This window comes from Alteromonas sp. MmMcT2-2, assembly GCF_022348305.1.
Classification (GTDB): Bacteria; Pseudomonadota; Gammaproteobacteria; order Enterobacterales; family Alteromonadaceae; genus Alteromonas; species Alteromonas macleodii.
On the sequence record NZ_JAKRFA010000007.1, the window covers coordinates 16,725 to 41,085 of the forward strand.

General features: G+C 44.4%; 24 protein-coding genes, 1 tRNA gene and 1 riboswitch. Of the genes, 4 read left to right on the forward strand and 21 right to left on the reverse strand.

All coding sequences use genetic code 11. The features are described 5' to 3' along the window. Positions 1-6: 6 nt before the first annotated feature. Positions 7-1,038 carry a DUF2955 domain-containing protein gene (locus tag MHM99_RS06035; protein ID WP_187447336.1) on the forward strand — a complete coding sequence of 344 codons (1,032 nt, stop codon included), beginning with the start codon at positions 7-9 and terminating at the stop codon, positions 1,036-1,038. A gap of 49 nt (positions 1,039-1,087) precedes the next feature. On the opposite strand, the gene dkgB is transcribed toward MHM99_RS06035, so the two are convergent. From dkgB to MHM99_RS06050, 3 genes are read right to left on the reverse strand one after another with little or no spacing between them, the layout of a single operon-like run. Beyond that, a complete protein-coding gene (gene dkgB, locus MHM99_RS06040; RefSeq protein WP_061094516.1) occupies positions 1,088-1,924 on the reverse strand; it encodes a 2,5-didehydrogluconate reductase DkgB in 837 nt (278 codons plus the stop codon). Between the two features lie 21 nt (positions 1,925-1,945). Continuing rightward, the gene (locus MHM99_RS06045; RefSeq protein ID WP_061094515.1) at positions 1,946-2,854 is read right to left on the reverse strand and encodes a TIGR03571 family LLM class oxidoreductase; all 909 of its coding nucleotides are present in this window, start codon (positions 2,852-2,854) and stop codon (positions 1,946-1,948) included. A 10-nt stretch (positions 2,855-2,864) separates the two neighbouring features. Further along, positions 2,865-4,064: an MFS transporter gene (locus MHM99_RS06050; RefSeq protein ID WP_061094514.1), complete on the reverse strand. Its 1,200-nt coding sequence runs from the start codon at positions 4,062-4,064 to the stop codon at positions 2,865-2,867. Between the two features lie 191 nt (positions 4,065-4,255). Here MHM99_RS06050 and MHM99_RS06055 point away from each other — a divergent pair, with 191 nt between their 5' ends. Further along, positions 4,256-5,152: a LysR family transcriptional regulator gene (locus MHM99_RS06055; RefSeq protein ID WP_239218540.1), complete on the forward strand. Its 897-nt coding sequence runs from the start codon at positions 4,256-4,258 to the stop codon at positions 5,150-5,152. Between the two features lie 7 nt (positions 5,153-5,159). Here MHM99_RS06055 and MHM99_RS06060 read toward each other — a convergent pair whose 3' ends face one another. The 9 genes from MHM99_RS06060 to MHM99_RS06100 all read right to left on the reverse strand — a co-directional run bounded on the left by MHM99_RS06060 (position 5,160) and on the right by MHM99_RS06100 (position 12,664). After that, positions 5,160-6,089 carry a DMT family transporter gene (locus MHM99_RS06060; protein WP_014948714.1) on the reverse strand — a complete coding sequence of 310 codons (930 nt, stop codon included), beginning with the start codon at positions 6,087-6,089 and terminating at the stop codon, positions 5,160-5,162. Between the two features lie 205 nt (positions 6,090-6,294). Next, on the reverse strand, positions 6,295-6,792 hold the full coding sequence (rimI, locus tag MHM99_RS06065) for a ribosomal protein S18-alanine N-acetyltransferase (RefSeq protein WP_239218542.1): 498 nt from the start codon (positions 6,790-6,792) through the stop codon (positions 6,295-6,297). Between the two features lie 8 nt (positions 6,793-6,800). Next, positions 6,801-7,529 (reverse strand): alanine acetyltransferase, encoded by a 729-nt coding sequence (locus MHM99_RS06070; RefSeq protein ID WP_239218544.1) that lies wholly within the window; start codon positions 7,527-7,529, stop codon positions 6,801-6,803. Between the two features lie 307 nt (positions 7,530-7,836). Then, positions 7,837-7,913 (reverse strand) — tRNA-Trp (locus MHM99_RS06075). Between the two features lie 211 nt (positions 7,914-8,124). Continuing rightward, a complete protein-coding gene (locus MHM99_RS06080; RefSeq protein WP_239218546.1) occupies positions 8,125-8,967 on the reverse strand; it encodes a phosphotransferase in 843 nt (280 codons plus the stop codon). After that, positions 8,933-9,577 (reverse strand): nicotinamide riboside transporter PnuC, encoded by a 645-nt coding sequence (gene pnuC / locus MHM99_RS06085; protein WP_239218548.1) that lies wholly within the window; start codon positions 9,575-9,577, stop codon positions 8,933-8,935. Before pnuC ends, MHM99_RS06080 begins: the two co-directional genes overlap by 35 nt. Continuing rightward, complete coding sequence (locus MHM99_RS06090; RefSeq protein WP_239218550.1) at positions 9,577-9,840, reverse strand: hypothetical protein; 264 nt, start codon at positions 9,838-9,840, stop codon at positions 9,577-9,579. Before MHM99_RS06090 ends, pnuC begins: the two co-directional genes overlap by 1 nt. A gap of 17 nt (positions 9,841-9,857) precedes the next feature. Next, complete coding sequence (locus MHM99_RS06095; protein ID WP_239218552.1) at positions 9,858-11,948, reverse strand: TonB-dependent receptor; 2,091 nt, start codon at positions 11,946-11,948, stop codon at positions 9,858-9,860. Positions 11,949-12,003: 55 nt separating this feature from the next. Further along, positions 12,004-12,107, reverse strand: a riboswitch (TPP riboswitch). A gap of 131 nt (positions 12,108-12,238) precedes the next feature. Continuing rightward, on the reverse strand, positions 12,239-12,664 hold the full coding sequence (locus tag MHM99_RS06100; RefSeq protein WP_061094510.1) for a hotdog domain-containing protein: 426 nt from the start codon (positions 12,662-12,664) through the stop codon (positions 12,239-12,241). Positions 12,665-12,723: 59 nt separating this feature from the next. On the opposite strand from MHM99_RS06100, the gene MHM99_RS06105 reads away from it, so the two are divergent. Next, positions 12,724-14,985: a GNAT family N-acetyltransferase gene (locus MHM99_RS06105; protein WP_239218554.1), complete on the forward strand. Its 2,262-nt coding sequence runs from the start codon at positions 12,724-12,726 to the stop codon at positions 14,983-14,985. 188 nt (positions 14,986-15,173) lie between these two features. On the opposite strand, the gene MHM99_RS06110 is transcribed toward MHM99_RS06105, so the two are convergent. Genes MHM99_RS06110 through MHM99_RS06135 form a run of 6 tightly spaced genes read right to left on the reverse strand, consistent with a single transcriptional unit; the run spans position 15,174 to position 20,117 of the window. After that, complete coding sequence (locus tag MHM99_RS06110) at positions 15,174-16,439, reverse strand: tetratricopeptide repeat protein (RefSeq protein WP_014978640.1); 1,266 nt, start codon at positions 16,437-16,439, stop codon at positions 15,174-15,176. Positions 16,440-16,441: 2 nt separating this feature from the next. Further along, on the reverse strand, positions 16,442-17,053 hold the full coding sequence (locus MHM99_RS06115; RefSeq protein WP_014948704.1) for an energy transducer TonB: 612 nt from the start codon (positions 17,051-17,053) through the stop codon (positions 16,442-16,444). 1 nt (position 17,054) lies between these two features. Further along, entirely contained in the window at positions 17,055-17,453 is a 399-nt protein-coding gene (locus MHM99_RS06120; RefSeq protein WP_012517737.1) for a biopolymer transporter ExbD, read from the reverse strand. Positions 17,454-17,464: 11 nt separating this feature from the next. Then, the gene (locus MHM99_RS06125; RefSeq protein WP_012517736.1) at positions 17,465-17,989 is read right to left on the reverse strand and encodes a MotA/TolQ/ExbB proton channel family protein; all 525 of its coding nucleotides are present in this window, start codon (positions 17,987-17,989) and stop codon (positions 17,465-17,467) included. Between the two features lies 1 nt (position 17,990). Then, positions 17,991-19,349 carry a MotA/TolQ/ExbB proton channel family protein gene (locus tag MHM99_RS06130; protein ID WP_239218556.1) on the reverse strand — a complete coding sequence of 453 codons (1,359 nt, stop codon included), beginning with the start codon at positions 19,347-19,349 and terminating at the stop codon, positions 17,991-17,993. Positions 19,350-19,355: 6 nt separating this feature from the next. After that, on the reverse strand, positions 19,356-20,117 hold the full coding sequence (locus tag MHM99_RS06135) for a DUF3450 domain-containing protein (RefSeq protein ID WP_014948702.1): 762 nt from the start codon (positions 20,115-20,117) through the stop codon (positions 19,356-19,358). 556 nt (positions 20,118-20,673) lie between these two features. On the opposite strand from MHM99_RS06135, the gene MHM99_RS06140 reads away from it, so the two are divergent. Further along, positions 20,674-21,228, forward strand: a complete 555-nt coding sequence (locus tag MHM99_RS06140; protein WP_150141114.1) for a 2OG-Fe(II) oxygenase — start codon at positions 20,674-20,676, stop codon at positions 21,226-21,228. 9 nt (positions 21,229-21,237) lie between these two features. Here the strand turns inward: MHM99_RS06140 and MHM99_RS06145 are convergent, their stop codons facing one another. From MHM99_RS06145 to MHM99_RS06155, 3 genes are read right to left on the reverse strand one after another with little or no spacing between them, the layout of a single operon-like run. Next, positions 21,238-23,046 (reverse strand): tetratricopeptide repeat protein, encoded by a 1,809-nt coding sequence (locus MHM99_RS06145; RefSeq protein ID WP_150141112.1) that lies wholly within the window; start codon positions 23,044-23,046, stop codon positions 21,238-21,240. After that, entirely contained in the window at positions 23,046-24,035 is a 990-nt protein-coding gene (locus MHM99_RS06150; RefSeq protein WP_150141110.1) for an aspartyl/asparaginyl beta-hydroxylase domain-containing protein, read from the reverse strand. The genes MHM99_RS06145 and MHM99_RS06150 overlap by 1 nt, the downstream gene beginning before the upstream one ends. 51 nt (positions 24,036-24,086) lie before the next feature. Next, a complete protein-coding gene (locus tag MHM99_RS06155) occupies positions 24,087-24,359 on the reverse strand; it encodes a hypothetical protein (protein WP_150141108.1) in 273 nt (90 codons plus the stop codon). Between the last annotated feature and the right edge of the window lie 2 nt (positions 24,360-24,361).

Here is a 24,361-nt window from a genome sequence, read left to right on the forward strand (position 1 = left end):
TAAATTATGGATTCACAGCTAAGTAAAAATGATGTCCAGCAGATGCTTAGGATCGCCTCCGGCGCCACGTTGGGCTTTGCTATATCGAAAGCGCTGGATTGGCCTAATCCGATATTTTTTACCTTGTACCCTATTTTGTTGCTTGGACTGGTAGCCGTTTTAAATGGTCACATTATTCGACAATTTCTTGCCGCAACTATCTTTCCGGCGGCGGCTGTTTTAGTGGTATACGGCTTGTTCGGAAGCCACCCATTGCTGATCACGCCGCTAATCGCCATCACTTTCGCTTTTCTGTTTTGGCAAATGAGTAAAGGTACGCTGTATTTATTCGGTGCGTTTTCCCTTGTAGGACTTTCGCTGCAGCTACACTTTGCCAGCTACAGCAGCGATGGAATAGATATCTACGCATTAGTGATATCAAACATCGGTGCAATTCTGTTGGCATTGATAATTGCATTCGCTTTGCATATTGTTTTTCCCGATGAGGAGCCGCGCACGCCTTTACCCAAAGCGGCAAAAGATAAAGCAAGTATTCGCCACGAAGTCATATTATGCACCACTGTCGCCACGCTATCGTTTGCTGTATTTCAAACCTTCGACTTAGTAGATTCGATATCAGCACAAGCAGCAAGTGTATTGATTCTTTTTCCACTGTGTTGGAAAGGAGCCACATTGAGTGGCTGGCAGCGAGCGCTGGGCACGCTAATTGGGTGTAATCTTGCCCTGCTCGCCCAGCTCATTTTGCTCAACTACAGTGACACGTTGTTTTTCGCAAGTTTCAGCTTATGGATATTGGTATTTTTCATCAGCCGCCAGCATGTGCTTAGCGGTGGTGGTGCTGGCACTGGCTTTGGCGTACTTACCACATTTGGCATTTTGTACGGCCAGTCACTCTCTCCACAACAGGATATTATTTATAGTGCGCTGTATCGCTTTTCATCAGTAGTCGTAGCTATTGCACTTAGCCTGTGCGTAATTTATGTCGTACACAGTCTACTTAACAAATTCCAGGCTACACGACACCACACGTTTACTTGATTGTGGGTAAAAATGAAGCCAGCGCCAGTTGGCGCTTGGCAACATTAAATTAGTCCCACGCAGGTGAAAAATCTGGGTTAGCTTGACGGTCGCCACAATCTAGCGCGTCAATCTTTGCGATATCGTCAGCGCCTAAGGTAAGTTCAAGCGCTTTGAAATTGGTTTCTAGATTCTTGCGCTTGGTCGACGATGGAATAGTGACTAAACCATGGGCCAGCTCCCAGGCTACCACTACCTCAGCAGTGCTCACGCCGTGCTTATCTGCAATTGCAATGATGGTCTCGTCTTTTAACACTTTGCCAACAGCAAACGGCATATATCCTGTTACTGTGATACCGTGTTTCTCACACGCTGCACGCACTTTTTCATTAGTAAGATAAGGGTGTACCTCTACCTGATTCGTGGAAATAACGCCCTCGCCCAAGATACTCACCGCTTCTTCAATTTGTGCCACGGTAAAGTTAGAAATACCAATTTCTTTTGTGAGTCCCAGCTCCTTAGCGCGCAGCAATTCACCTAGGTACTCTTCCATGCTTTCGCCGTTTTCCGGTGACGGCCAATGAATAAGTAGCAGGTCAACGTACGACAGTTGAAGCTTTTCCAAACTCTCTTTTACGCTATCCACAAAGCTTGCTTTATTCAGTTTGTCATTCCACACCTTGGTGGTGACGTAAAGGTCTTCACGTGCAACAAGGTTGTTTGCAATAGCGTCTTTAATAGCGCGACCTACCGCTTCTTCATTGCCGTATATTTGCGCCGTATCAATATGACGGAAACCCACCTCAAGTGCCATTGTCACGCTGTTATAGGCTTCATCGTCTTTTAAGCGAAACGTGCCTACACCTAGCGAAGGAATTTTAGATTGTGACTGATTTAAATTCGGCATGATGCCTCCTTGTTGGTTCCGTTATTTATGAAACTGAGGTAATACGTAGTCAGCAATGCGCTGCATCGCGTCTTCGACTGGTTGCGTATTACGTCTGAAGTGCAGGCCAATATGATCAACACCCGCTTCTTTCATTGCATTGAGTTCTTTGATAAGCCCATTTACACCAGTTTCAACTCCGTATCGGTGGCGTTTTATGGGCGCTTCATCGTCTTCAACCAAGTTGAGATGAATAAAACTAACGTAAGGCTTATTGCCCGCGACATTTCGCCATAGTTCTACGCGCTTTGCATGGTCGTTTGCTGTACCTGGATACGCCAACCAACCGTCCATATTTTTTCCAACCCACTGAGGGCTTTGCTGAGCGAGCCCTGCAACGTACAAAGGCGGCGTGGTTGAGCGCGGTAACAGCGACATGCCAGGCTTAAGGGAATTCTCACCGTGCTTTACAATTTCCAGTGACTGCCTGAAGTGCTCGCCGCGACTGTCAAAATCAACATCGAACAACGGATACTCAACCGGTCTATCCCCACTGGCTACACCGAGTATAAGGCGGTCGTTACTTAGGCGCTGCACCGTTGCTGCCGCCTTTTTAACAAGCCATGGCTGCCTAAGAGGCAAAACAACAGCGGCTGTGCCTATTAGAATATTGTCTGTGATACCTGCTAAATAGCCCAGGTAAGTGAAGGTTTCGAAAACCTGAGCTGCATCACCAAAGCTAGGGTCGTAAACCGGTACATCTCGTACCCACGCTGCTTTAAACCCTAGTTTGTCGGCTAGTTGAATACGGCTGTGATGCTCGGTCATATCAGGTACGCCGAATGGCGTACCTTTTGTGGCGTCGAAATGCGCCCAGTCGTTATCTAGCGGAAGCTCTACACCTACTGAGAACGTGTGTTGTGCAAGCTTATCAAAGGTATTCGTCGTCATTATGACCTCCCTACGCGCTCGTTGTGTTATTCGCCGTATTCGCAGTACTGAGTGCGCGCTTGTCTAAGTAGCCGCTGTAACGCGTAACAAGTAACGCTGCAACAGAAATAATTGCACCAATCCACGCGGTATCAGATAACTGCATGCCGTCTACAATTGCACCGCCCAGAATTGAACCCACTGCTATGCCAATGTTAAATGCCGCGATATTTAAACCTGAAGCGACATCAACAGCATTAGGGGTAAACTTCTCTGCTAATTGAACAACGTACACCTGAAGTCCCGGAACATTGCCAAAGGCAAAGGCGCCCCACACTAAAACGGTGATCACTGCGGCAACTTTACTGCCCATGGTAAACGTCAGGGCAAACAAGATGACTGCAAGGGCTGAAAAGATGATAGTTAACGCGCGGATTGGCCCTTTTTTGTCAGCAAGCTTGCCGCCATAAATATTGCCTACCGCGACAGATACACCGTAAACCAGCATAATTAAGCTGATGGCTGAGGGCGCAAACCCCGCCTCTTCCTGCAATATAGGAGCGAGATAGGTGAATGCCGTAAATGTGCCGCCATAGCCCAATATCGTCATTAGATACACTAATACCAGACGAGGCTGAACCAACACCTTCATTTGTTCACTCAAGGTGGCCGGTTTACTTTGTTTAAGATTGTTCGGTATCAGCAACGCACTGCCTATTAGCGCAAGTGTGCCAAGCGCGGAAACCACAAGGAAGGTTGCTCTCCAACCGAAGTTTTGACCAATCCAGGTCCCCAAAGGTACGCCAGTAACCAAGGCTACGGTTAAGCCCGTAAACATAATGGCAATAGCACTGGCTTCTTTTTCTTTCGCCACTAGCCCTGTAGCAATAGTTGACCCTATGGAAAAGAACACACCGTGCGCTAAGCCTGTCAAAATGCGAGCTAAAATTAAGCTCTCGTAGCTAGGCGCTTGCCAAGCAAGAATATTACCAGCCACAAATAGCGCCATTAAGCTAAGCAAAACATGCTTTCTATTCCACTTACCCGTAAGGGCGGTAAGAACCGGTGCGCCAACGGCAACACCAACGGCGTACAAGCTTACCAGTAAGCCTGCGCTCGGTAACGTAACGCCAAGATCAGTAGCAATGGTGGGGACAAGCCCCACTATCACGAACTCTGTTGTGCCAATAGCAAACGCACTTAACGTTAACGCAAATAATGCAATAGGCATTTCAATTATCCTCAAAAAGTAATTAACGAGATGGCTTGATTAACAACGCCACCATGGCTTCTAGAACGAATAACTACACCGTTTTTTGAAAGCCATTAATAAAGTGCGTAAAGTTTGACGATAAATTTATTTGCAAAAAACAGTACTAATGACAAAATACTTTTGCGATATTTGAAAATATAAGGTGTGCGATGCCAGTCTCATCAAAAACTGAAGATTTAGAAGCCTTCCTAACCGTTGTGGATACAGGTAGTTTTTCCAGTGCTGCCAATCTACTCAATCAGCAGGTTGCAAAAGTTAGTAGAGCGGTTACCCGTCTTGAAGATGGCTTAGATGTAACCTTATTGAATCGCACTACCAGACGGTTGGAACTAACAGAAGAAGGTGAGCTTTTCCTGCAATATGCCAGAGACGGGCTAAACATATTAGAAAAAGGTGAAGAAGCATTACGGCTATTAAAGCGCGCCCCTTCTGGAAAACTTCGGGTCGATGCTGCGAGCCCGTTTGTATTTCATCAGCTAGCGCCGTTAGTGGGTGAATTTCGAGAAGCATTTCCTGACATAACACTCGATATCACCAGTCACGACAGCATTATCGACCTGTTGGAACATAAAACCGATATCGCAATACGTATTGGTGATTTAAGCGACTCTAACTTGCACGCTAGACGTTTAGGAAAAAGTAAGCTGCATATTGTGGCAAGCCCACAGTATCTTGAAAAATATCCCATATCTGAAGGTGAGGATGGAATTGACACGCTAAACAAACACAAACTGATTGGCTTTAGCGACTCACCAAGTCTAAATAAATGGCCGCTCAAGCAAGATATTAACTTGCAGTACAGTCTTCGTGCGTCAAGCGGCGAAACTATTCGCCAGCTGTGCTTGGCAGGTCAAGGTATCGCGTTACTTTCTCACTTTATGGTACACAAAGATATCAGTGCAGGCTCGCTGGTAGCGCTATTTCGCGACGGTATCGTCAGTCCAAACCGCAGAGAGTCGGTACAAGCGGTGTACTACAAAAATAGTGCAGTATCGTCTCGTATCTCTGCGTTTTTAGATTTTATACAGCCTCGACTAACCCTTTAACTTACCTTTATTTCGCGTGGCCTTTACCTAATATTTTTTTAAGTGTGCTTTGGGGGAGGCCATTTACTATTAGCGCGGCTATCATCAATATTGCGCCGGCCATAACCATAGGCAGTAGCGTTTCTTTGAGCAATATCACAGAGCTTACATAGCCAACTATCGGCGTGAGTGTACTAATAAGAACAATTTTATCTGGGGGTAATTTAGGCCCCGCCGCTACCATGAGGCCAAAACCGAGACCCGTTGCCACTGGCCCAATATACGCCAATAGTAACCAATCGCTTATATCGTAAGCCCCAAAATTAGGTGTTGGTTCAACTATCAGTGCAATAGCAAGCATGGCGAAACCTGCGATGGTAAACTGCCAGAAGACAGCTTCAATGACGCTTCCCTTCCACTTATGAAAAGACACTCTTCGAATAGCGACCGCCCACAATGCAGATGCCAGCAACATACCAAAGAGCGGTAGCCATGCTCCTGGTTGTCCCGAAGCAAACAAAATCATTGCACAGCCGATGGTAGATATACCGGTTAGAATTAATCGCTTAGAAGGCGGACGTTGCCGATACCATAGAGTGTCGATAAGCAGCATCCAAAGCGGTGTAGTGTAAATAAGAATACTGGCCGTGCCGGCAGGAATAAACTGCAGTGAGACAGTAATAAGCCCCATTGATAGGATAAACTGAAAAAAGGCAACGACAAACACCACCGAGCGATCTTTACGATTGAGCACCGGTAAACGTTTTTTGGTGATAAGTACAAACAGCGCGAGTACTGGAAGGCTTAACAAGAAGCGCAAGCACACCATCCATACAGGCCCTACAATCTCAAGCCCTAATTTCATGCCTGGCCAGTTAAGTCCTAAACACAACACCGCAACCAAAAGCATTTTAATGCCTTTTGATTGCTCTTTTTCCGCCACCGATGATGAAGACATGCGTTTTAAAAAATCCAATTACACGAACTGCGTTAAGAGAAGTTTCTACCGCCTGGTAAGCTGAATGTAGGCGGAGAATTTTGAGGGCGCAAATATAAGTGAATTAGCAAGGGATTAAAACCTTCCTGACCGTGTAAACACGCCAATTTATCGACCAAATGGTCAACTTTTTCAAACCTTGTGGAAACTTTGCTATACGGGAATATTAGAAGGCAGGGTTTGTCCACTTCATGATTTTAGCGTTTTCTTTTTGTGCGCTGTTTCCATTACTCTTGTCATTCCCGTCATCATTACTTTTTACGGTGTAATAGTTTTTGCGGGTTTCTATATGCTGAAACCCCGAGCTCTCGTAAAGCGCAATAGCAGTATGGTTACTTTCACGCACTTCTAGCCACATTTCACGCATTGCATTTTTTACCGATGTCTCAATGACAAAATCAACTAAAGCGCGACCTACCCCCTTGCCTCTTGCGCCACTGTCTACCGCAATATCCATCAGCGTAGCTTCATCAACGACCTCAAGCATGATGGCATAGCCAACAATCTTGTCATTTTCAAAGGCAAACACCCCGTAATAGGGTTTCGTGAAACAGTCTGCGAAGGTACTTAGTTTCCAAGGCGACACGTGTGCCTCTTGATGGATAGCATGCGCAAGTTCAATGTGCTCGTTAAAGCCTTGTGGCGGTACGATTGTTAACTTCATCGACGCGACTACTGTCCGTTAGCGGAGTGGTTTAATGCGCGTGCTGCGCTAATAAGCTGCGCCCACAGCTCCCGTTTTTGCACAGTTGAGAGTTTAAGCGGTGTGGCTGGCAATATAATGGCCGTTTCGCTTACCGATAGCGTACGGCCAATCATTATGGTGTTAGCCCACTGTGACGGTATACCCAACTGAACACAGGCTAGCTGCAAGTCTTTTAGCCATTGCTGTGATTTCGCTTTCTGTTCGGCACTTAACGGGATACCTTCTGGCGATACCGGCCCGTTTACGCCAGTAGGCTTTGTTGAAGACTCATGCGAGGCAACTGCATTGTCGTAAGACGTAGAAGTGTTGTGTGACTGTGAAGCACCTGTTTCGGTTTGCCCTACTTTCTCTTCATTTTGCGACGTGCCAGGCGTAGAAAGTTTTGCTGCCCCGCCGTCTTTAGGCTTAGCCTTACCTTTCGCGCTACTGCCAACATTTGCCCGCAACTGAGCAAGACGTGATTGCTTTTCTTCTTGAGATATTGGCGTTGAAGGCGGCTTATTGGTTCGAGCGTTTTGGCTGTAGGGTAACTGTGCCGATGAACTACTAGCAGTGCCGACGTTGCGTTGTACTGCATTAGTATTGTTTTGTTTCGCTTGGTCTTCCTGCTTTAGCTCAGTGTAGGCGTCTTTGGTGATCCAAACCGGGATCCCCATTTCCTGTAAAACCGCCTGCTGATATGAAGTAAGAGACATTGCGCAAAAACACCTAACGTGGATAGTTCATTGTATTTGTTTAGTTTACTAAAGTTGCAGGCTTGGTTGAATAACTATCGCGTTCTTTTGCTCGGATTGTACTTGCTGTTTAATGCTCAAGCGTTAATTCATAAGGGTTGATTCTTAAGCATTATTCGCGAATTTATAATGCCTAGCCCTTGGTATAAGAGGAAATAAAACAGCTGCAGCAAATTAAGTACTAGCAACAAAAACCAATAAAATTGAAGAAGAATTTAACAAAGAAACGATTTAGGATTTGAACGTAAACGTTCACAAGAAGAGAAAGTGGCAGGGGTGGAGGGACTCGAACCCCCAACCATCGGTTTTGGAGACCGCTGTTCTACCAATTCGAACTACACCCCTAGCGCGATGTGCATTATACGGATGACATTAAAAAGGTAAAGCCTTTTTATCACTACCATGCACTGCATGCTTAATTAACACGCAATGCGCTGTTTTTTCAATCGAATAACACCAAATAGGCTTTATCCATCACCTGTGTTTTGTCTTAATGCCCGCTTTTAAACCGACTTTTATGCAGCGTCACTTTTAAATACGGAGCAGTTTATGACAATTAGACTTTATTGGCGTTAAGCGCAGCAAACCACAGGTCATTAGTGATAGCGACAATCTCGGTGTGCAGATCAAATTTCGCTATCGCGTCGTGCTCATCGATATTCATTAGCTTGGCGTAATGCTTAACGAGCTCTCTACTTTCATTAATTTCAAGTTTATTGATAAGGCAGCAACTTGCTAAATCGAAGTAGCGGTTTCCCATGGCGGCATATTCCCAATCAATAATTTTGAGTGAGTTATCTGCGCTCAGTAATACGTGATTAGTTAGCAAGTCATTATGACATAACACATAGTTGTCATCGTCTTGTTCACTTTTTATTACTTGTTTCCGCAATGATTGGGCTTTTAAATAAAGCCCACTGCTCATATCGAGCTGTGCAACATCAATATAATGCTGCCACCTTGATGCTAAATCTAATGGCCTAGCGGTAATGGGCAAAGAATGAATACGAGCGAGGGTGTTGGCCAGCTCGAGCATTGAAAGCGTCGCACTGTCACTGTGCTCTAGCCACTGCTCAACCCAGATGGTTTCATCATCACTTAACCATACAGGTTGCGGCGCTACCCCCAACCTATAAAGCTGTTGCTGCAAAGCAAATTGGTGCGCACGATTAACCCCACTAAAGTCATCATCGCCCATCCATTTCACCGCTAAGTCGACAGGGTTATGATCCGACTTTGGTTGCCCACTACTTTGAAGGTTATTTGCAATCAAGGGTAACTGACTATCTGCGAGCTCTTGAACGCGGTAAACGTGATTTACCGCTCCAGCAGGGTGTGACGAAATTTTCGCACTGTCGCTAAGATTAAGCGCCTTTTGCAGCGTGGCGATGATATCCAACCTGTTCACCTTGTTTTTTATATTGTACTAGCCACTGGTAATACCCAAATACCGCAAAACCAACATAGCCTAAGAACAGGCAAGCAGATAATGCATAACCCACTTGCAGGTATAAATAGGCGGACGCTAAATTGATGAAAAACCAATAAACCCAGTTTTGCAGGATTTTATGCGCCACCATAAATGTTGTGACTACACTCAATAAATTAATGCTCGCATCTAATAGTAGGTACTCACTATTGAACTGTGAGCCTGCCACCACAGACAGAACCCAAGCGAGCAATAACATACTCGGCACAATGAGCAAATGAGCCCAGAACGGCCAATAAAGCACTGGCTTAACATCGCCGTTTTCCGCCCCTTTCGACCACTGATAATAGCCGTATCCCGCCATTATCATGTAAAAGAAGTTAAGCGCAGACTGAAATGGCAAAGTCACCTGCCAAAATAGCCAGGTGTAAATTGCGGTACTCACAAAGGCGCACAGCCAACACCAGCTGTTCTGTTTAGCGGCTAACAGCACATAGGCAATAGCGAGGACAACCGCTACCCACTCTAAAAGCGAAGTAGCGGCAATTTGTGAGGTAAACTCAGAAAAAAAGCTAGCCATTAAGATGGTTTTCTAGATTGCATGGCATCGAAGTTTAAGAACTTGGCCACGAAAATAGCCTGCCCCACTTCTTCATGGGTCCTTTGCATTTCTTCGCCAAGTACTTTCATAACCACACCATAGTCACCTGTAACCTGCGTGCTGGTTGAGCTTGTTGAAACTGTAATATCACTATAACTATTTAACCTATCAATGAAATCTTGAATAGGTGGAATGTATTCGTTAACCAATGGGTACAACGACAGTTCAACCATAACTTGCATGTCTGTTTCCTTTTATTTTAAAACGCGTACTTAACAGTAACGCCAAACTGACGACCGTTACCTATTTGGTAATATGGCTCATCGAAGGCATACTCATCGCGAGGGTCGTTGCTGAAACCACCGAATCCACGGGTGTAGTACTCACGATCAAGCGCATTTTGTACCCACAGTGATGTCTGCCAATCACCGTGCAACACCACAATCTCCGAATTAACCAGCGTAGTACTTGGCGAGGTTACATCATGGCCGTCAGAAAAACGGTATTCGCTTTTGTAATCTACATCTACACGCCAAAGCATGTTATCTGTAAGTGCGTACTCACTATACAGGTTTGCGGTCCACTTAGGTGATTGAGCCTGTCTTTGCTCAGACACTTCAGTACCGTCTGCAAGCGTATACCCTTCAAAGGTAGCGCTTAGGTAACCAACACTTGCATCAAGCTGCCATGCATCACTAGCAATCCAGCTAAGCTCCAGCTCGGCTCCTTTGTTTGTTCCTAAATCAGCATTATCAATAATATCTACGAACCCTGCCGTACCGTCATCACGAGTGATAACGTCAAAATCACTCACCTGAGTATCTTTTCTATCCATATAGAAAATTGCAGCACGAGCAATTAGGTCAGGCGTAAGTAATGGGCCCTTAACGCCTACTTCGTAGTTCCAGTTATACTCTTCGTCGAAGAATCGCTGATTGTCATTCACGCGGCTGTCGGGGTTAAAGCCTGCCCCTTTATATCCGCGTGAAATACTGCCGTAATAGAAGTGATCGCCTTGTGTATACTGAAGCGCGACTTTCCCGCCGACCATGGTGGTGTCAAACGCGCGAGTAAGCTGGTTGTTATCAGCGTAATCAAAATCGTAGTTTTCGACTCTTAACCCTGCTAAAAGTACTAAATTTTCTTTCAAACGACTTTCAGTCTGAGCATAGATAGCAGTCGTCGTAGGCGTGTATTCACTGGCAAAGTCACTATCCAAATAAGTGTACTGACGCAGCAGCTTTTCTTCCGTGCTTTTATAAAATACGCCTATTGTCCAGTCAGTCATACCATCAAAAAGTGCGGCACTGTCAGACGACACGAAACGCATCTCTCCGGTCTGTGTTTCTACATCGCGATAATAGGCGTCAAAAGACGTATAACCCCACGGGTGAAACCCTGTAAATGTCCAGTCTTCATCATAGCCATAAGCAATATTGTGAGAAGCATGAGTAGCAATTAGAATAAGGTCGCCCGCTGCTGTATTGGTTGTAGAGCGCGCGCTAACAGCGTGGGTTTGGTGTTCGTCAAATCCTGGTTCATCAGACAGCGTTTTGTTGTCATTGTCTAGCGAGAATACATCGTAACCGTTATCGATATCGTACCAGCGATAAGTAAGTGCAAGTGTGGTTCGCTCATCTACGCTGCCTTCAAGGGCAAAGCGCAGTGCGGTTTCATCGATCTTCGCGGTATCGCTTCTATTTAAGAACGTATTCTCTACAAAGCCATCACTGCGATTATGAACCAGCGCAACACGATAGCCCCAATCCGTGTTGATATCATCACCAGTGGCGCCTTCAATACGGTAACTCTCTTTGTTCCCAATGCGGGCTTCAACGTAGTCTGGGGCGTCGCTACCCACGTCATTACTGGAAAGTTTAACCGCACCGGCCAATGCACCTGTGCCGTATAAGGTAGCCTGAGGTCCGCGATATACCTCTAGTTGTTTAGTATCAAAAATAAGACCTGCCGCAGCAAGGCCTGAAAAATCAAATTCATCGACGATAAAGCTTACCGAAGGATTGATAGGCTCGGCGAACTGACTGCGCTCTCCGATACCGCGAATTTGCACGAAGCGGCCGCGAGACGCACCAGCTGCAAAGTTTACGTTTGGAATACTGTTTAGCACACTGTCGATATGGCTCGGCTGTCTACTGCGAAGACGCTCTTGATCTAAAATGGTCGCGCTAGCACTTAACTGGTCGAGTGTAGTTTGACGAAAATCACCAGATACGACGACTCGCTCAATATCTGATGGCGTGCTATCTGAAGTGTTACTTACATTGGCTTGTTGCGCATAGGCCGCAACGGAACTAGCAAGCAGTGAAAGTGTGAAAAGTGTTTTATACATGGGATCTCTTATTCTTATTTAAGAAAAAAGATCCGGGTCTAACGGCAGGTGATAAGGCTATATTGTGAACCATCCCTACGCCGGTATTATCCGGATCAGGTTTAAGGGTTCCCACGAATGTGGATCTCAGACCGAAAACGGACACCCCTTGGTATAGTGTTACGCTGCTTAAACTAGCAAACTCAACATCTGCGACGGAGTCTACCAGTTCGATACACGCCGTCAAGCAGATAAGACGTTAAGCTCACGTAAGGTTTTTATATATGATATAAGGCGTTGAAAGCTTGCGGCTATTCAGCGTCAATATTGATATTTAGGCGACGTACTTCATCGTCAGTTTGTGCTTTTAAAACTTCCAAGGTTTTGCCGTGTGCCGTCGGTTGACGCGTATCAGGGTCGACTTTTACAAAAACGATATCGTCTGCAAAACAGATGGTTTTCTTGGTTGCTTTGTTGCGTACCAAGCAGCTTACGGTAATAGATGTGCGGCCCACAGCTTTAGTTTCTAGACCAAACTCTACGATATCACCCTGCATAGCCGGTGATTCAAAACTAATTTCACCAATATGCTTAGTTACCAAGCAATTAGTTTCTAACTGACAAATAGCCCAAATTGCAGCTTCTTCGTCTATCCATTCTAACGCGCGGCCACCGAACAAAGAATTGGCGTAATTAAGGTCGTTTGGCATAACTAGACGCCGAGAAAGAAAGCGCATTCGAATTCCTCATAATAAATCGCTACTATAGCGTTAGATTATACCGAAAAAACTGATTCATGGCGCTAACTCAATTACGCGAATGGCTTTTAGCCCCCTACTTTGAAAATAGCGGCGAAAATGGCTGCAAAAAAAGCTCTCACGCTTCACACCTATCAAACGTGACTTACCCACTTCACCGGAGAATGCTTGTTGTATCTGGCAATGACGATTTTTGTGAAGCTGCCATACGTAACGTTCAAGCCTTTGTAGATGAAGTTTCATCTATAAGCGTTGCGAATTTCACAGGCGATACACTCAAGGGAAAGAACCGTAAACAAGTACTGGGGAGCGAATGTGACATTGCCACATTGGACTGTCGCGATTCGTTCAAACCTGGCGACGTGATGGCAGTGGCGGGTATCGTTAAACGCAGTGGTTGTTTAATACTTATTTGCCCTGCATTGAGTGAATGGGTTAACAATATTTCGGTCTCGTTCCTGTCGGAGGGGTTTACGCTTACACAGAGTCGATACCTCGAACGTTTTATAAAGCACCTGCGCAACAACGACTACGTGGCATTTCACACTGAAGAAAAAACCACACTTCCAGATACGGCTATGTACCGCATTAGCCAAGGCGTAACGTCAAACGTCTATAGAGGCTCACTATTTAAATCAGAAGAGCAAGAGCAGGCATACAGTCGTTTATATCAAGCACACTCACTTAATAAACTAAACGCGCTGATTACCGCCCCAAGAGGCAGAGGCAAGTCATCATTATTAGGTATATTCATTGAAAGCCTAATCAGACAGGGTAAAAATGTACTATTAACCAGTGAACGCTTTGATAATGTGAAGAACGTGCTTTCACGTATTCACCAGTACGAAATAGCAGGTGTCAGAACACAACAACCATCCACCGCTAACATTCAAACCCAACTAATCCTTGGTGATAAGAATGAGGCAGCGACGTTTGGCAGTGTAAAATGGGTGCCCCCTGACAGTGCCTTGTTATATACCACAGAAGATGAAAAGTACGACGTTGTAATTGTTGATGAAGCGGCTTCAATCCCCCTCCCGGATGTATACCGGATCATAGCCAACCACAAGCAGTGGGTGCTTAGTACTACGCTTTTGGGTTATGAAGGTTCAGGCAGTGGTTTTATTCACAAACTCATCCCTAGTTTACCGCCATCAGCTATCCATTTAAGACTATCAACGCCGTTACGATGGTTCGAACATGATCCCGTTGAAGCTTTTTTTAATAACGTGTGCTTATTTGAAGATGATAAATCGTGTCTTACACAAGGACAAATCGAAGCGATAAGTAACGATAAAACGACAGAGAAATACGATTTTTTCATCAGCACGTTTGCAAGTCTCGAAGAACTCGAACTTCAGCAGATAATGTCACTACTTGCACTTGCACATTATCAAACCACTCCAGATGATTTCATGCGATTAATGGACAGCCCGGATGTGCTTGTCGCAATACTAAAACTGAGTGGCTATGTTATTGCAGCAGCCATTATAAATATAGAAGGCGGTGAATATCTGCGGGATACGGCATTTGGGATCGCCTCAGGAAAGCGCCGTCCTAAAGGACATCTGGGGGCACAACGACTCACTCTGCTATCTGCTGAAGCGAAAGTCGCTACCTTCAAATACTGGAGAATTAACCGAATTGCTGTGAATACCAAGATACAAGACAAAGGCATTGGTAGTCTTTTACTGAAAAAAGTAAACAAGGAAGCCCAAAAGCTAAGTGTTGATGCAATCTGTACTTCCTATGGAACCACACAAAGGCTAGACAACTTTTGGACACGAAATGGTTTTGAAATTGTTGATTATGGGCGTAAGCCGAATAAAGCCAGTGGTGAAACCAGCGCTTTGGCAGTACTACCGCACACCAAAAAAGCAAAACAATTAGAGTCTGAGTTAGTAGCGCTGAACAACAGCTTCAAGCTCAAGACTTCTCTTGAGACGTATCCTGACAGCGTTCTCACTACCTACGAAATCAAGCTATTGCACTTTACACAAGGAACACGAACCTTAGAGGATGTGTGGCCAATACTGAGAAAAATAGCGGGCCACGAAATAACTAACCAGCCGAGATGCGATAACAGCCAAATAGATAAACAGAGCTGTACACCACTATCAACTTTAAAAACTATGGTTGAAATTATTAATGCGCAGTACTTTTTAAAAGAGGTATTAAGTCATGCTGATATGGATGTCAAATTCATCTGCAATACGCTGACAAATGAAGGTCACAAAGTAAGCGGCCTGAAAGAAGCGACTATGTGGATTAGAAACGCCCTACGACCAGCTTTTGACTAACACTGATATGTATACAGGGAATACAGCGAATAGAATTGCTTAAAAGTCATTAAGTCTCAGCTCTATACGAAGTACTTAGCAATGTTGCTTTTTAATTTGCTACGCCTTGGCCCCATTAAGATTAACTTTTGCAGATATGCAGGCAAAAAAAAGCCTCCCGAAGGAGGCTTTGTAGCTAGAACCGCATATTAAATACTAATACCACGGTTTTTCGCTTTTTCCTTGATATAAGGTTCCCACGCTGCAGCGTTGCGGCGTAGTGAGCGATCTTTCTTAGCTTCTAGTACATGTTTGTAAGCAGACTTAAAGTTACCTGCGTAGAAGTTCGCTTCCATTAACGTGAAGTGAATCTTCTCAGGGTCTTCAGCACCACGCTCTAGAGCGTTCTCTAGTGCTTTGATAGCGCCTTTGTAGTCTTCAGCTACAAGTAGAAGTGTACCTTGCTTACGATAATGCTCAGGATCAGAACTCTTTGCGGCCGCCTGTGCGTACAGATTAGCTGCAGTTTTAAAGTTCTTAGCCTGGTGATATGCGTTAGCAATATTAGCAAGCATATCGGCATCGTTCTTCAACAAGCCTTCTTTCATGTGCTTTTCAAGTAACTTCGCAGCCTTGTAAGGCATCCCGTTACTTTGATAAAGCTGAGCAAGCGTTTTGATTTCTGAATCTTTTTCTAGATAACCCTGCATATAAGCAAGTTCTAGCGTTGAAAGACCTTTCTTGTAGTCTTCAACTAAGATATAGAAAAAGCCCAGACGCGACCACCAAGTCTTCTCTTCAGGAAAAGTTTTAACTAACTCTTCCGCGACAGAAACCGTCTCAGGGTACATCTTACGCTCGTAGTAAGAAGTTAACTTAAGAACATAAGGGTTCTTGTTTGGCTCTTCATACAAAGCAATTGCCTTGTCTGCTGGCTCAACCATTTTAGCTAACTGCTTAGACTCAAAGTACGCCTGTGCCAAGCGAGTGTACACATCAGCATCTTCTTTACAGGTAAATTCCATCCACTTGTTATACCATTTGATGGCATCAGTGTACTTCTCTTCCTGCATGCTCAAATCACCTATCAATTTAAGTGTTTGAGAGTGCTCAGTGTCGTTAAGTACTTTTGGTTCAACAGAGTCAACCAAGTAGTTTAACGCCTTACCGCCCTCACCTTCTTGTGAAGCTAATAAGTTACCGATAAAACGCTTAACATATGCTTTATCAAAATCGTCTGAAGGATCGATTTCATAAAGTACATTTAACGCTTCTGTGAGCTGGTCTTCATTATAAAACTCAAAAGCTTTTTGAACTTTTTTACCGGTACGCTCACCTACAAGCGTTGTTTTTCCTTTCTCATATCCAGGACAAACAACAGGTGCTGACTGCGCTAGGGCAGCGGGTGCTGAAAGCACCGCACCTGCGCCTAGCACTAAAGCAACGGCTGACATTTTGAATGTACGTTTCATCATGATCATTGCTCCAGTTTAAAGTCTAGCTGTACGAACATGCCAGGTTGTTTAACTGGCTTGCCATCAACGATCTTAGGCTTGTATTTCCACTTACGTAGAGCACGACGTGCTTCACGGTCGAATACGCGCTTAGGTTCAGCTTCGATAACTTCGATATCTTCAACACCACCAACTTCGTTGATAGTGAAAGACAGTCTTACCCAACCTTCACGGCCGTCACGGGCTGCATCAGGTGGATATTTCGGGTCGATACGAACGATAGGTGTTGCTTCACCATCACGCTGCATTGCACCAACACCACCGATGTTTACACCAACACCACCTGTGTCGATAGCTGGAATAGCTAAGCTAAAGCCATCTGCATCAGGTTCCGCTGTTTCCGGCTCTACTTGCTCCATTTTAGGAGGCTGTGGAGGCGGAGGTGGCGGTGGTGGTGGAACACGAGTACGCGTTTGCGTTTGGTCGTCTGGTTCCTGCATTACAATATCGATAACCGGTGCAGGCGGTACTTCGTCTGCTGGTCTAGATGAATTTTCAATCAACTTGGCCATTAGAACGAAAAGGGCAAATGCAACACCAGCACCTAAAAGTATAGATACAATTATACGTAACATCTTATCCCCTTGCCGCTACCGAGACTCGGTTAACGCCAGCGGCTTTAACCTGATCCATAATCTCAACTACTAAACCATGCTTCGCTTTTACGTCAGCTTGAATGATTACGTAGTCAGTAGGCTGCTCGGTAAGCAGTCTTTCAATATTCGCTCTTACGCTGTCCGGCGCAACTTCACGCTTATCTAGCCATACATTTCCGTCTTCAGTTACGGCGATGAAAATGTTTGCATTTTTGTGAAGAATCGCCTGGCTCGCATCTGGCTTGTTGACTTCGATCCCTGCTTCTTTAACGAAAACAGTGGTAACGATAAAGAAGATCAGCATGATAAACACGATATCCAACATGGGCGTCATGTCGATCTGTGCATCTTCTTCCTCGGTTCTGACTTTTCGAGCCATAATCTCTCTCTCTAATGATGTGGCAGGCTATCAACTAGCCCTTCTCTTGCCAGCTTCACTTTCGCTTCAAGACGTGAACTGATGAACAGTCCAGATAGCGCGGCTACCATTCCCGCCATTGTCGGGATCGTTGCCATAGAGATACCAGCTGCCATTAGACGAGCGTTGCTGGTGCCCTGTGTTGCCATTGTCTCGAAAACACTGATCATACCGGTTACTGTTCCAAGTAGACCGATTAGTGGACACATTGCAATAATGGTTCTGATAATCAGCATTCTAGCGTTAAGGTCGTCTGACGCTTGAGAAATCCACGCGTCACGGATTCTATGCGCATACCATGATGTGGTATCTGCTCGGGCATCCCAATTCGCGATGATGTTTTTCTTCACCTTTGGGAAGACCGAGGTTAAATACCAGTAACGCTCAATCATTAAAACCCACATGAGAAAGAGCGCGGCAGCAACGAAGTATAGTACGTCACCGCCGGTAGCGATAAAGTCCCTGACCGATTCGAATAATCCAATCAGGTAATTCATATTACGCTTTCTCCGACTCTGAGTGAGCAGCTACGATACCCGCAGTTTGCTCATCAAGAATGTGGATGATTGACTTGCTACGAGAAGCTACGATGCTGTGAGTAAGGATTAGAGGCAGAGCCGCGATAATACCTTGAGCAGTAGTTACAAGAGCCATAGAGATACTTCCTGCCATCATACGTGGGTCACCTGTACCGAATAGTGTGATGGTTTGGAATGTCTCGATCATACCTAGTACTGTACCTAGTAGACCTAGTAGAGGAGCAATCGCTGCGAAGATCTTGATAACGTTGATGCCGCTTTCAATTTTTGGAAGCTCGCGAAGAATCGCTTCATCAAGTTTAAGCTCAAGATTTTCTGCATCAGCAGTCTTGTTCTCTTGGTAAACTTTAAGGATACGACCTAGTGGGTTACCTTCTGAAGGATTGTTTACGTTCTTAAGCTGTGAACGCATTTTTCCACCAGTGATCGTTAGTGTGATCATTTTGTAGATACCAATTAGTAGGCCAATCGCAAGCATAATTGTGATTGTGTAACCAACTGGACCACCAGCATGATAACGCTCAGACATTGTCGCTTTTTGCTTCAATAGACCAAGGATTGCACCTTGAGAAGGGTCAGCAAAGAAAGGAACAAAACCAGAACTAGCGCCGATTAGTTCGTCAGCAGAAGCTACAAAGTGACCATCTGGTTGACGACCAAGAGGCTGAACAACTTCAGCTTCAGCGTCATACGCTAGGTAACCAGCTTCACCAATAAGGTTGAAAGTACCAACACGAACAACTTCTTGCTGTGAAGAACCGCCGTCAAGGTTAACAACTTCTGTAGTGAACTTAACTACTTCACCGCCTTCAGTCATTTCTTTCTGAAGTGCAAACCATAGGTCTTCTAGTTCTTGAATGTTTGGAAGACCTTTAGAGTCTTCTGACATTTCAGCAAGGAACTGACCACGGCCTGGGAATTGTGCACTTACGATTGATGTAGAGATACGGCCGTAAGCTTCAGAAGATGCTTGACGTACCACACCGAACATTTCACCAAGTGTACCTGTAGCTTGGTCTAGCTCAGCAGCTTTCTCGTTTAATGTAACTTCGTTGTCTGAGAATTGCTTCTGTAGACGGTCACCACGAGCTTGTTCAGCCTTAAGATCTGCTTGTGCTTTGCGAAGAAGTGCTTGCTTGTCAGCACGTGCTGATTGGAACTCAGCTTCGCGTTGCTTATCTAGGCGAGCTTCAGAAACGCGGTTCTGTTGAACCTGGTCTAGAAGGTCTTTCAGGCTCTTTGCTTCCTGAGCCTGCGCTCCGGTTGCTGCAACTGCAACTGTCGCAGCGGCTAAAAGAGATTTGAATACTGGTTTCATTAACAATTACTCCGCTGCGCTAATTGGTAGTTTAATCAGATCCGCAGGAATGACGTTGTTAGCCATTTTAACTGCGTCAACAACTGAAGACAGATACTCGTCACCCAGTTTTTCCCATGCGCGGCTTTCGTTGTTCCATACCCATGCGTGAGTTTGGTCTAGAGAAAGTGCAACTAGCGCCGTACGACCTAGGTTAAAGAAGTCAACAGTAACTTCTGTGCCTGCGTCGTCGATAGTACCTTGGTAAGAGTTGATCTTAGTACCGTATTCAACTTCTACTAGGTAAGCTTCTAGTACCTGACGGAACTGTTCTGAAACAGTTACGTTAGAGTTAGCCATAAGGTCGCGAAGACGCTCAACACGCTGTAGACGCTCGTCCAAGTGAATTGGACGGTCTAGCTTGATGAACTGCTCTAGGCTGTCGATCATGCGGAACATAAGAGGAACGATGCCCTGCTTAGTTTGTTCGATGCTGTCGATTTGACGCTGTAGAGAGTCGATACCGCGCTGCTGGTCTGCAACAAGGCTAGCGATATAGTCGTTGTATATCTTAAGGTTTTCTGTCTCATCTACTGTTTGACGATACTCAACAAGTAGTTCCTGAGATTGTTCAAACAACGTGTTGATTTTTTCTTGAGATTTCGCTGCAGCCGCGTGGATTTTCGCTTCTTCTTTATGAAGATCTTCAAGCGTATCTGCAGAGACTGCACTACCTGTTAGTGCGAATGCACCCATAACAGTAGAAGCAATAAGAGTTCTCTTGCTCATTTTGGACATAGTTCCCAACCAAATTTCTTATTTGAATCCTCGCCGATAAGGAAAATATTCGGGCAAGGGGCGTATAAAACTTTCACAATTTTGTTTCAGGAATGTAGTTATGACATTAATAGTCATTACTACGAACGTAGTATACTCACACGGAATGTTACGTTTAGTCAAGTAACACACTGTTTACACCTAGTAGATTTTCGATCAACTGCTCGTTTTCCGTTCAGTTAGCTTGAATAAGCGTTCGAAATTCCCCTGCATAATTCCGGCCACTTCTTAATCGATTAATATTTACCCAAAATTGCACTAATTAAATGCACAAAACCAGAAGTTAGGTGTAAAAGTGTGCTTTGCCTTGCACTGATATAACCCAACCGAGGCCTTCATAGTTACAATATGAGGCGACTTGTCTAAACAATTATTGCTCTTAGATTATTTGTTGTTGCTTTTATTCAAATCTAAAAATGTAAAAAAACAACATTGAAAATTAACATTGGCTTGCTATGCACAATTTGTTATTTATACCGCATCTATACATAACAAGAATGATTAAACCATGAGCGCACCTGCATATAGCTACACAATTGATGACAAACCTGTCTGGGTATTCGATGATTTATGCTCCCTTGAAGAAGCAACGGGTATATTTAAAGGTTTAGAACTAAGCGCATTCAAACATACTGAAGTCGCGCGTCCCGACACCGCTCAATACAAACATTGGGCAGTCGAACTTAGCGATACGCAAGTGCGAGCACTGGCCGTTTATCAACATGCTATTAAGGAAATCTTTAATACCACAGGTAAACATTACAGAGCATATCGTGGCTATGTGAATTATGCATCGTACGGCGACATGCTTTTTACACATACAGACTGTCTGCCAGAAGCTAATGAACTTACTGTATTGGTTTATCTGTGCCCCGAGTGGGATATTGAATGGGGCGGTGAAACGCTTTTTTATAATAGCAAAAACGATTGCGTTTTCGCCTGCACGCCAAAGCCGGGTAGGACTGTGATTTTTCACGGGGCAATCAAGCATGTAGGAAGGCCGCCCAACCGTATTTGCTACACGCCCCGATATACCCTGGCTTTCAAATTAGAGCTCGCTTAATGCGGACACCTAGCTGGTAGGATTAGGCACAATGTCAAAAGCGACCGTCAGACGTTGTTGATTAGACAAAATTGGATTTGTACCGTGCCATATATACGAAGGGAAGAAAACAACATTTCCCTCTTGAGGCTTAACAGCATAGTCTTCTGTCATATCGACGCCACTAATATCCGGCCGTCCAAAAACTAGCCAGCCATGCCCGTTTATTTTAACTTCAGCGGGCACATCTACATACAGCACTCCGCTAAGCCATCCTTCTGAATGATAGTGAGATTTGTGAAATCCTTTCTGTCGCAACCTTACCGACCAGCTGCCTATAAAATCGATATCTTGGCTTAGGCGGGATAAGAATGGATGCTTCTTCACACGAGTAAGCGTTGATAAAAACTCTTTGGCTCTTGCCTCAATAGCCGACCTTAACTCTTTAATTACTGGGTGGGTCGAATCGAAAAGGTTTTCAAATGTTTGAGAGCCGTTGCGAAGCGACTGCCCAATTGGGTGTCTTTCGTTGTTGTGAAGCGTAATAAGATGTGCTCTAAGTAGGTTTATAAATTTTGTGTTTGCGTCTTCGTTTCCTAACAAAGACTGTACGCTCACAAAACTTTGATAATCACATAACTGATTATACTTAGCCTCATCGCCATTAGCTTTGTACGCGGTGGATAATAATGTCCAATAACCCTGATTAAGCGGCGCAATTCGGCACACCAACTCTAGTGCTTTTATCGCTTCTTTATACCTTTTGAGACTTAATAAAGAATAGCTTTTCTCAATTATTAACGGGAGCGTCTCTAGAGTGGGATTAGACGCTTTAACACTTACGGTTGCCAGTGCTTTTTCAAATTCTCCAAGCTCTCTTAATGTGTGAGATAAACTGGCCGCTGCAGCAATTTGATAGGTGGGTAACTTAGTTTCGAGGAGCTTTTCTAACCAAAACTTAGCTTTTTCAAATTCCTCTACCCTAATCATCAATTCCGTGTAAGCCAAAATTAAATCCGGATTATCAATTGATAAGTTTGCCTCTAAAAGAGAAAACGGTGCTTCAAGGTTTTGAACCCAGGCTAAATGAGCATATTCTTTGTGTAAATTTACGCTATCAGGAAAGACCCTTATCCCTTCTTTATAAGTAGCAAAGGCCTCATTTAACGAACCGTTTAGAGCAAAGACTGCAGCTAGATTTTGATAAAGCTCTGCGGTAGAACTTCCCCCCGATAGCGCTTGTTTGTAGAGTGATATTGCTTCATCGAACTGGTTATTTCTGCGTTTGATATTTCCTAAGTTATTAAGCGCTTTTTTATTTTGTGGTTCGCTGTCTAATAATCGCTTCAAATAGCGTTCAGCCACATCATCGCGATGGTCCTCTACTAAAATTGATGCCATTAACAGCAAGACTGTGTTTTTGTTTGGCTGTGTAGTTAGTAACTGAAGACATTGCTTTTCAGCCTCGCTAAAGCGCTTAGCATCATAGAAGGCTCTTGCTAAGTTATACTTATAATCAAAGGCATTCGGCTTGATTTTTAGGGCTTTTGAAAACCATAAAATCGCTTTATCACTTTGCATTTTGTCAAGAAACAGATTTCCATAGCTATTCATTAGGTCGGTAGATTGAGGGAACAGCTTTAAACCTTTCTCAAAGACCTTCACGGCGTCATCAAGCTTACCTATTTTTCTTAACGCACTACCATGTAATTGCGAGACTACAGGATCAACACGATTTAACGCCCCACTTTTTTTTACTGTATTGATGACAAAAAGGAAATCACCTCTGTTGAATGCATTAATGAGGTTTGGGATAACAATATTTGGTTGCGATTGCATTATTTATATAACCTTCTATCCAATGAAGCTAGTGCCCCATACTGCAAAGACCACTCGCCATATTTGGAAATAAACTGTGCAACATCCTCTCGCTCAGTAAGCGTTAAATGCGGGTTCCAAATATCAATTATTAAAACTGCTCTGGCCGTTTCGTCCTCATTCTCCGCGCTATGCTGATAGCTGTCGTCAAACAAAATAGCGGTCTTCCCTTCACTCCAATAGCATCGCTCATTAGCAACATGCAAATACGACTTATCATTAATAATCAGTGGGATGTGCAACGTCCACTTTAGATTAGAAATTCCGAAATGAGGTGGGATTTTTGTACGTGGCTGCAGTACAGAAATGACTACCTCAGGTGCGTGTACTGGACAATGGGCCAGGATTGGCGAATTGAATAACGTCTTTACTTCGTCAGGAAGGTTATCACCATGATCAGTAAACTTGCCGCCTTTCATTAGGTGAAGTGAGTTCCATTTTTGGGCTAGCTGTGCCCAATCTTCGGTGTCTGGCACTGCACCTATATCGTGAATATAGCGCTCGTTTGCACCTGACAAACGAGATATGAACACGTCTTTATGGGCACTAAGCGTATTGATAAATGTATCAAGCCCTTCCACTGCACTGACATCTGAAAACGGAGTAGAGGGAAGGTTTGGGATAAATAGAAAGCTTGGAGACTGAAGTGCTTTATCGAACTTCTTTTGTTCAGCGCCGCAAAACATTGAAATGGCGCGCTTAATTCTTTTACTCGAACCAATCGACTGGGTTTTTATAAATAAATCACGCCGAGCTAAATTCGCTGCATTATGAATATGTGTAGCTTGAGATTTAGAAAGCTGTACGCCAGACGCTGGCGACAAATACTCGGGCCATCGCGAGCAAACTTCACCGTAATGAAAAAGAGCTTTATTGTAATCGCCTGCATTTATTGCGTCTGTAATTTGAGCAAGCGTATCGTCAGGGCTATTATTGTTTTCTTTAGTCATACAAAAATGGGAAGCGTTTTGCCTCCCATCTTAAACTAACCTACGGTGTATTTACAGGTCACCGCCGCCGGTTTCTGATCCACGCTGCATACGCAACCACCCTTCACGGCCAGCTTCACGCATGTTCTCTCTTTCTTCCACAGAGTAACAAACGCGCTGCATGCGGTTTGAACCTATCTTTTTCTCCATTTTGCATACCATACCATCGTCTCCGCCGTTGGTATTTGCCTTAGCATACTCAGAACTTTGATTGTCAGTTGAACCACATGCTCCCAATGCTAGTGCTAGGCTTGATGCAAGAATTATTTTTGTTACTTTTTTCATCC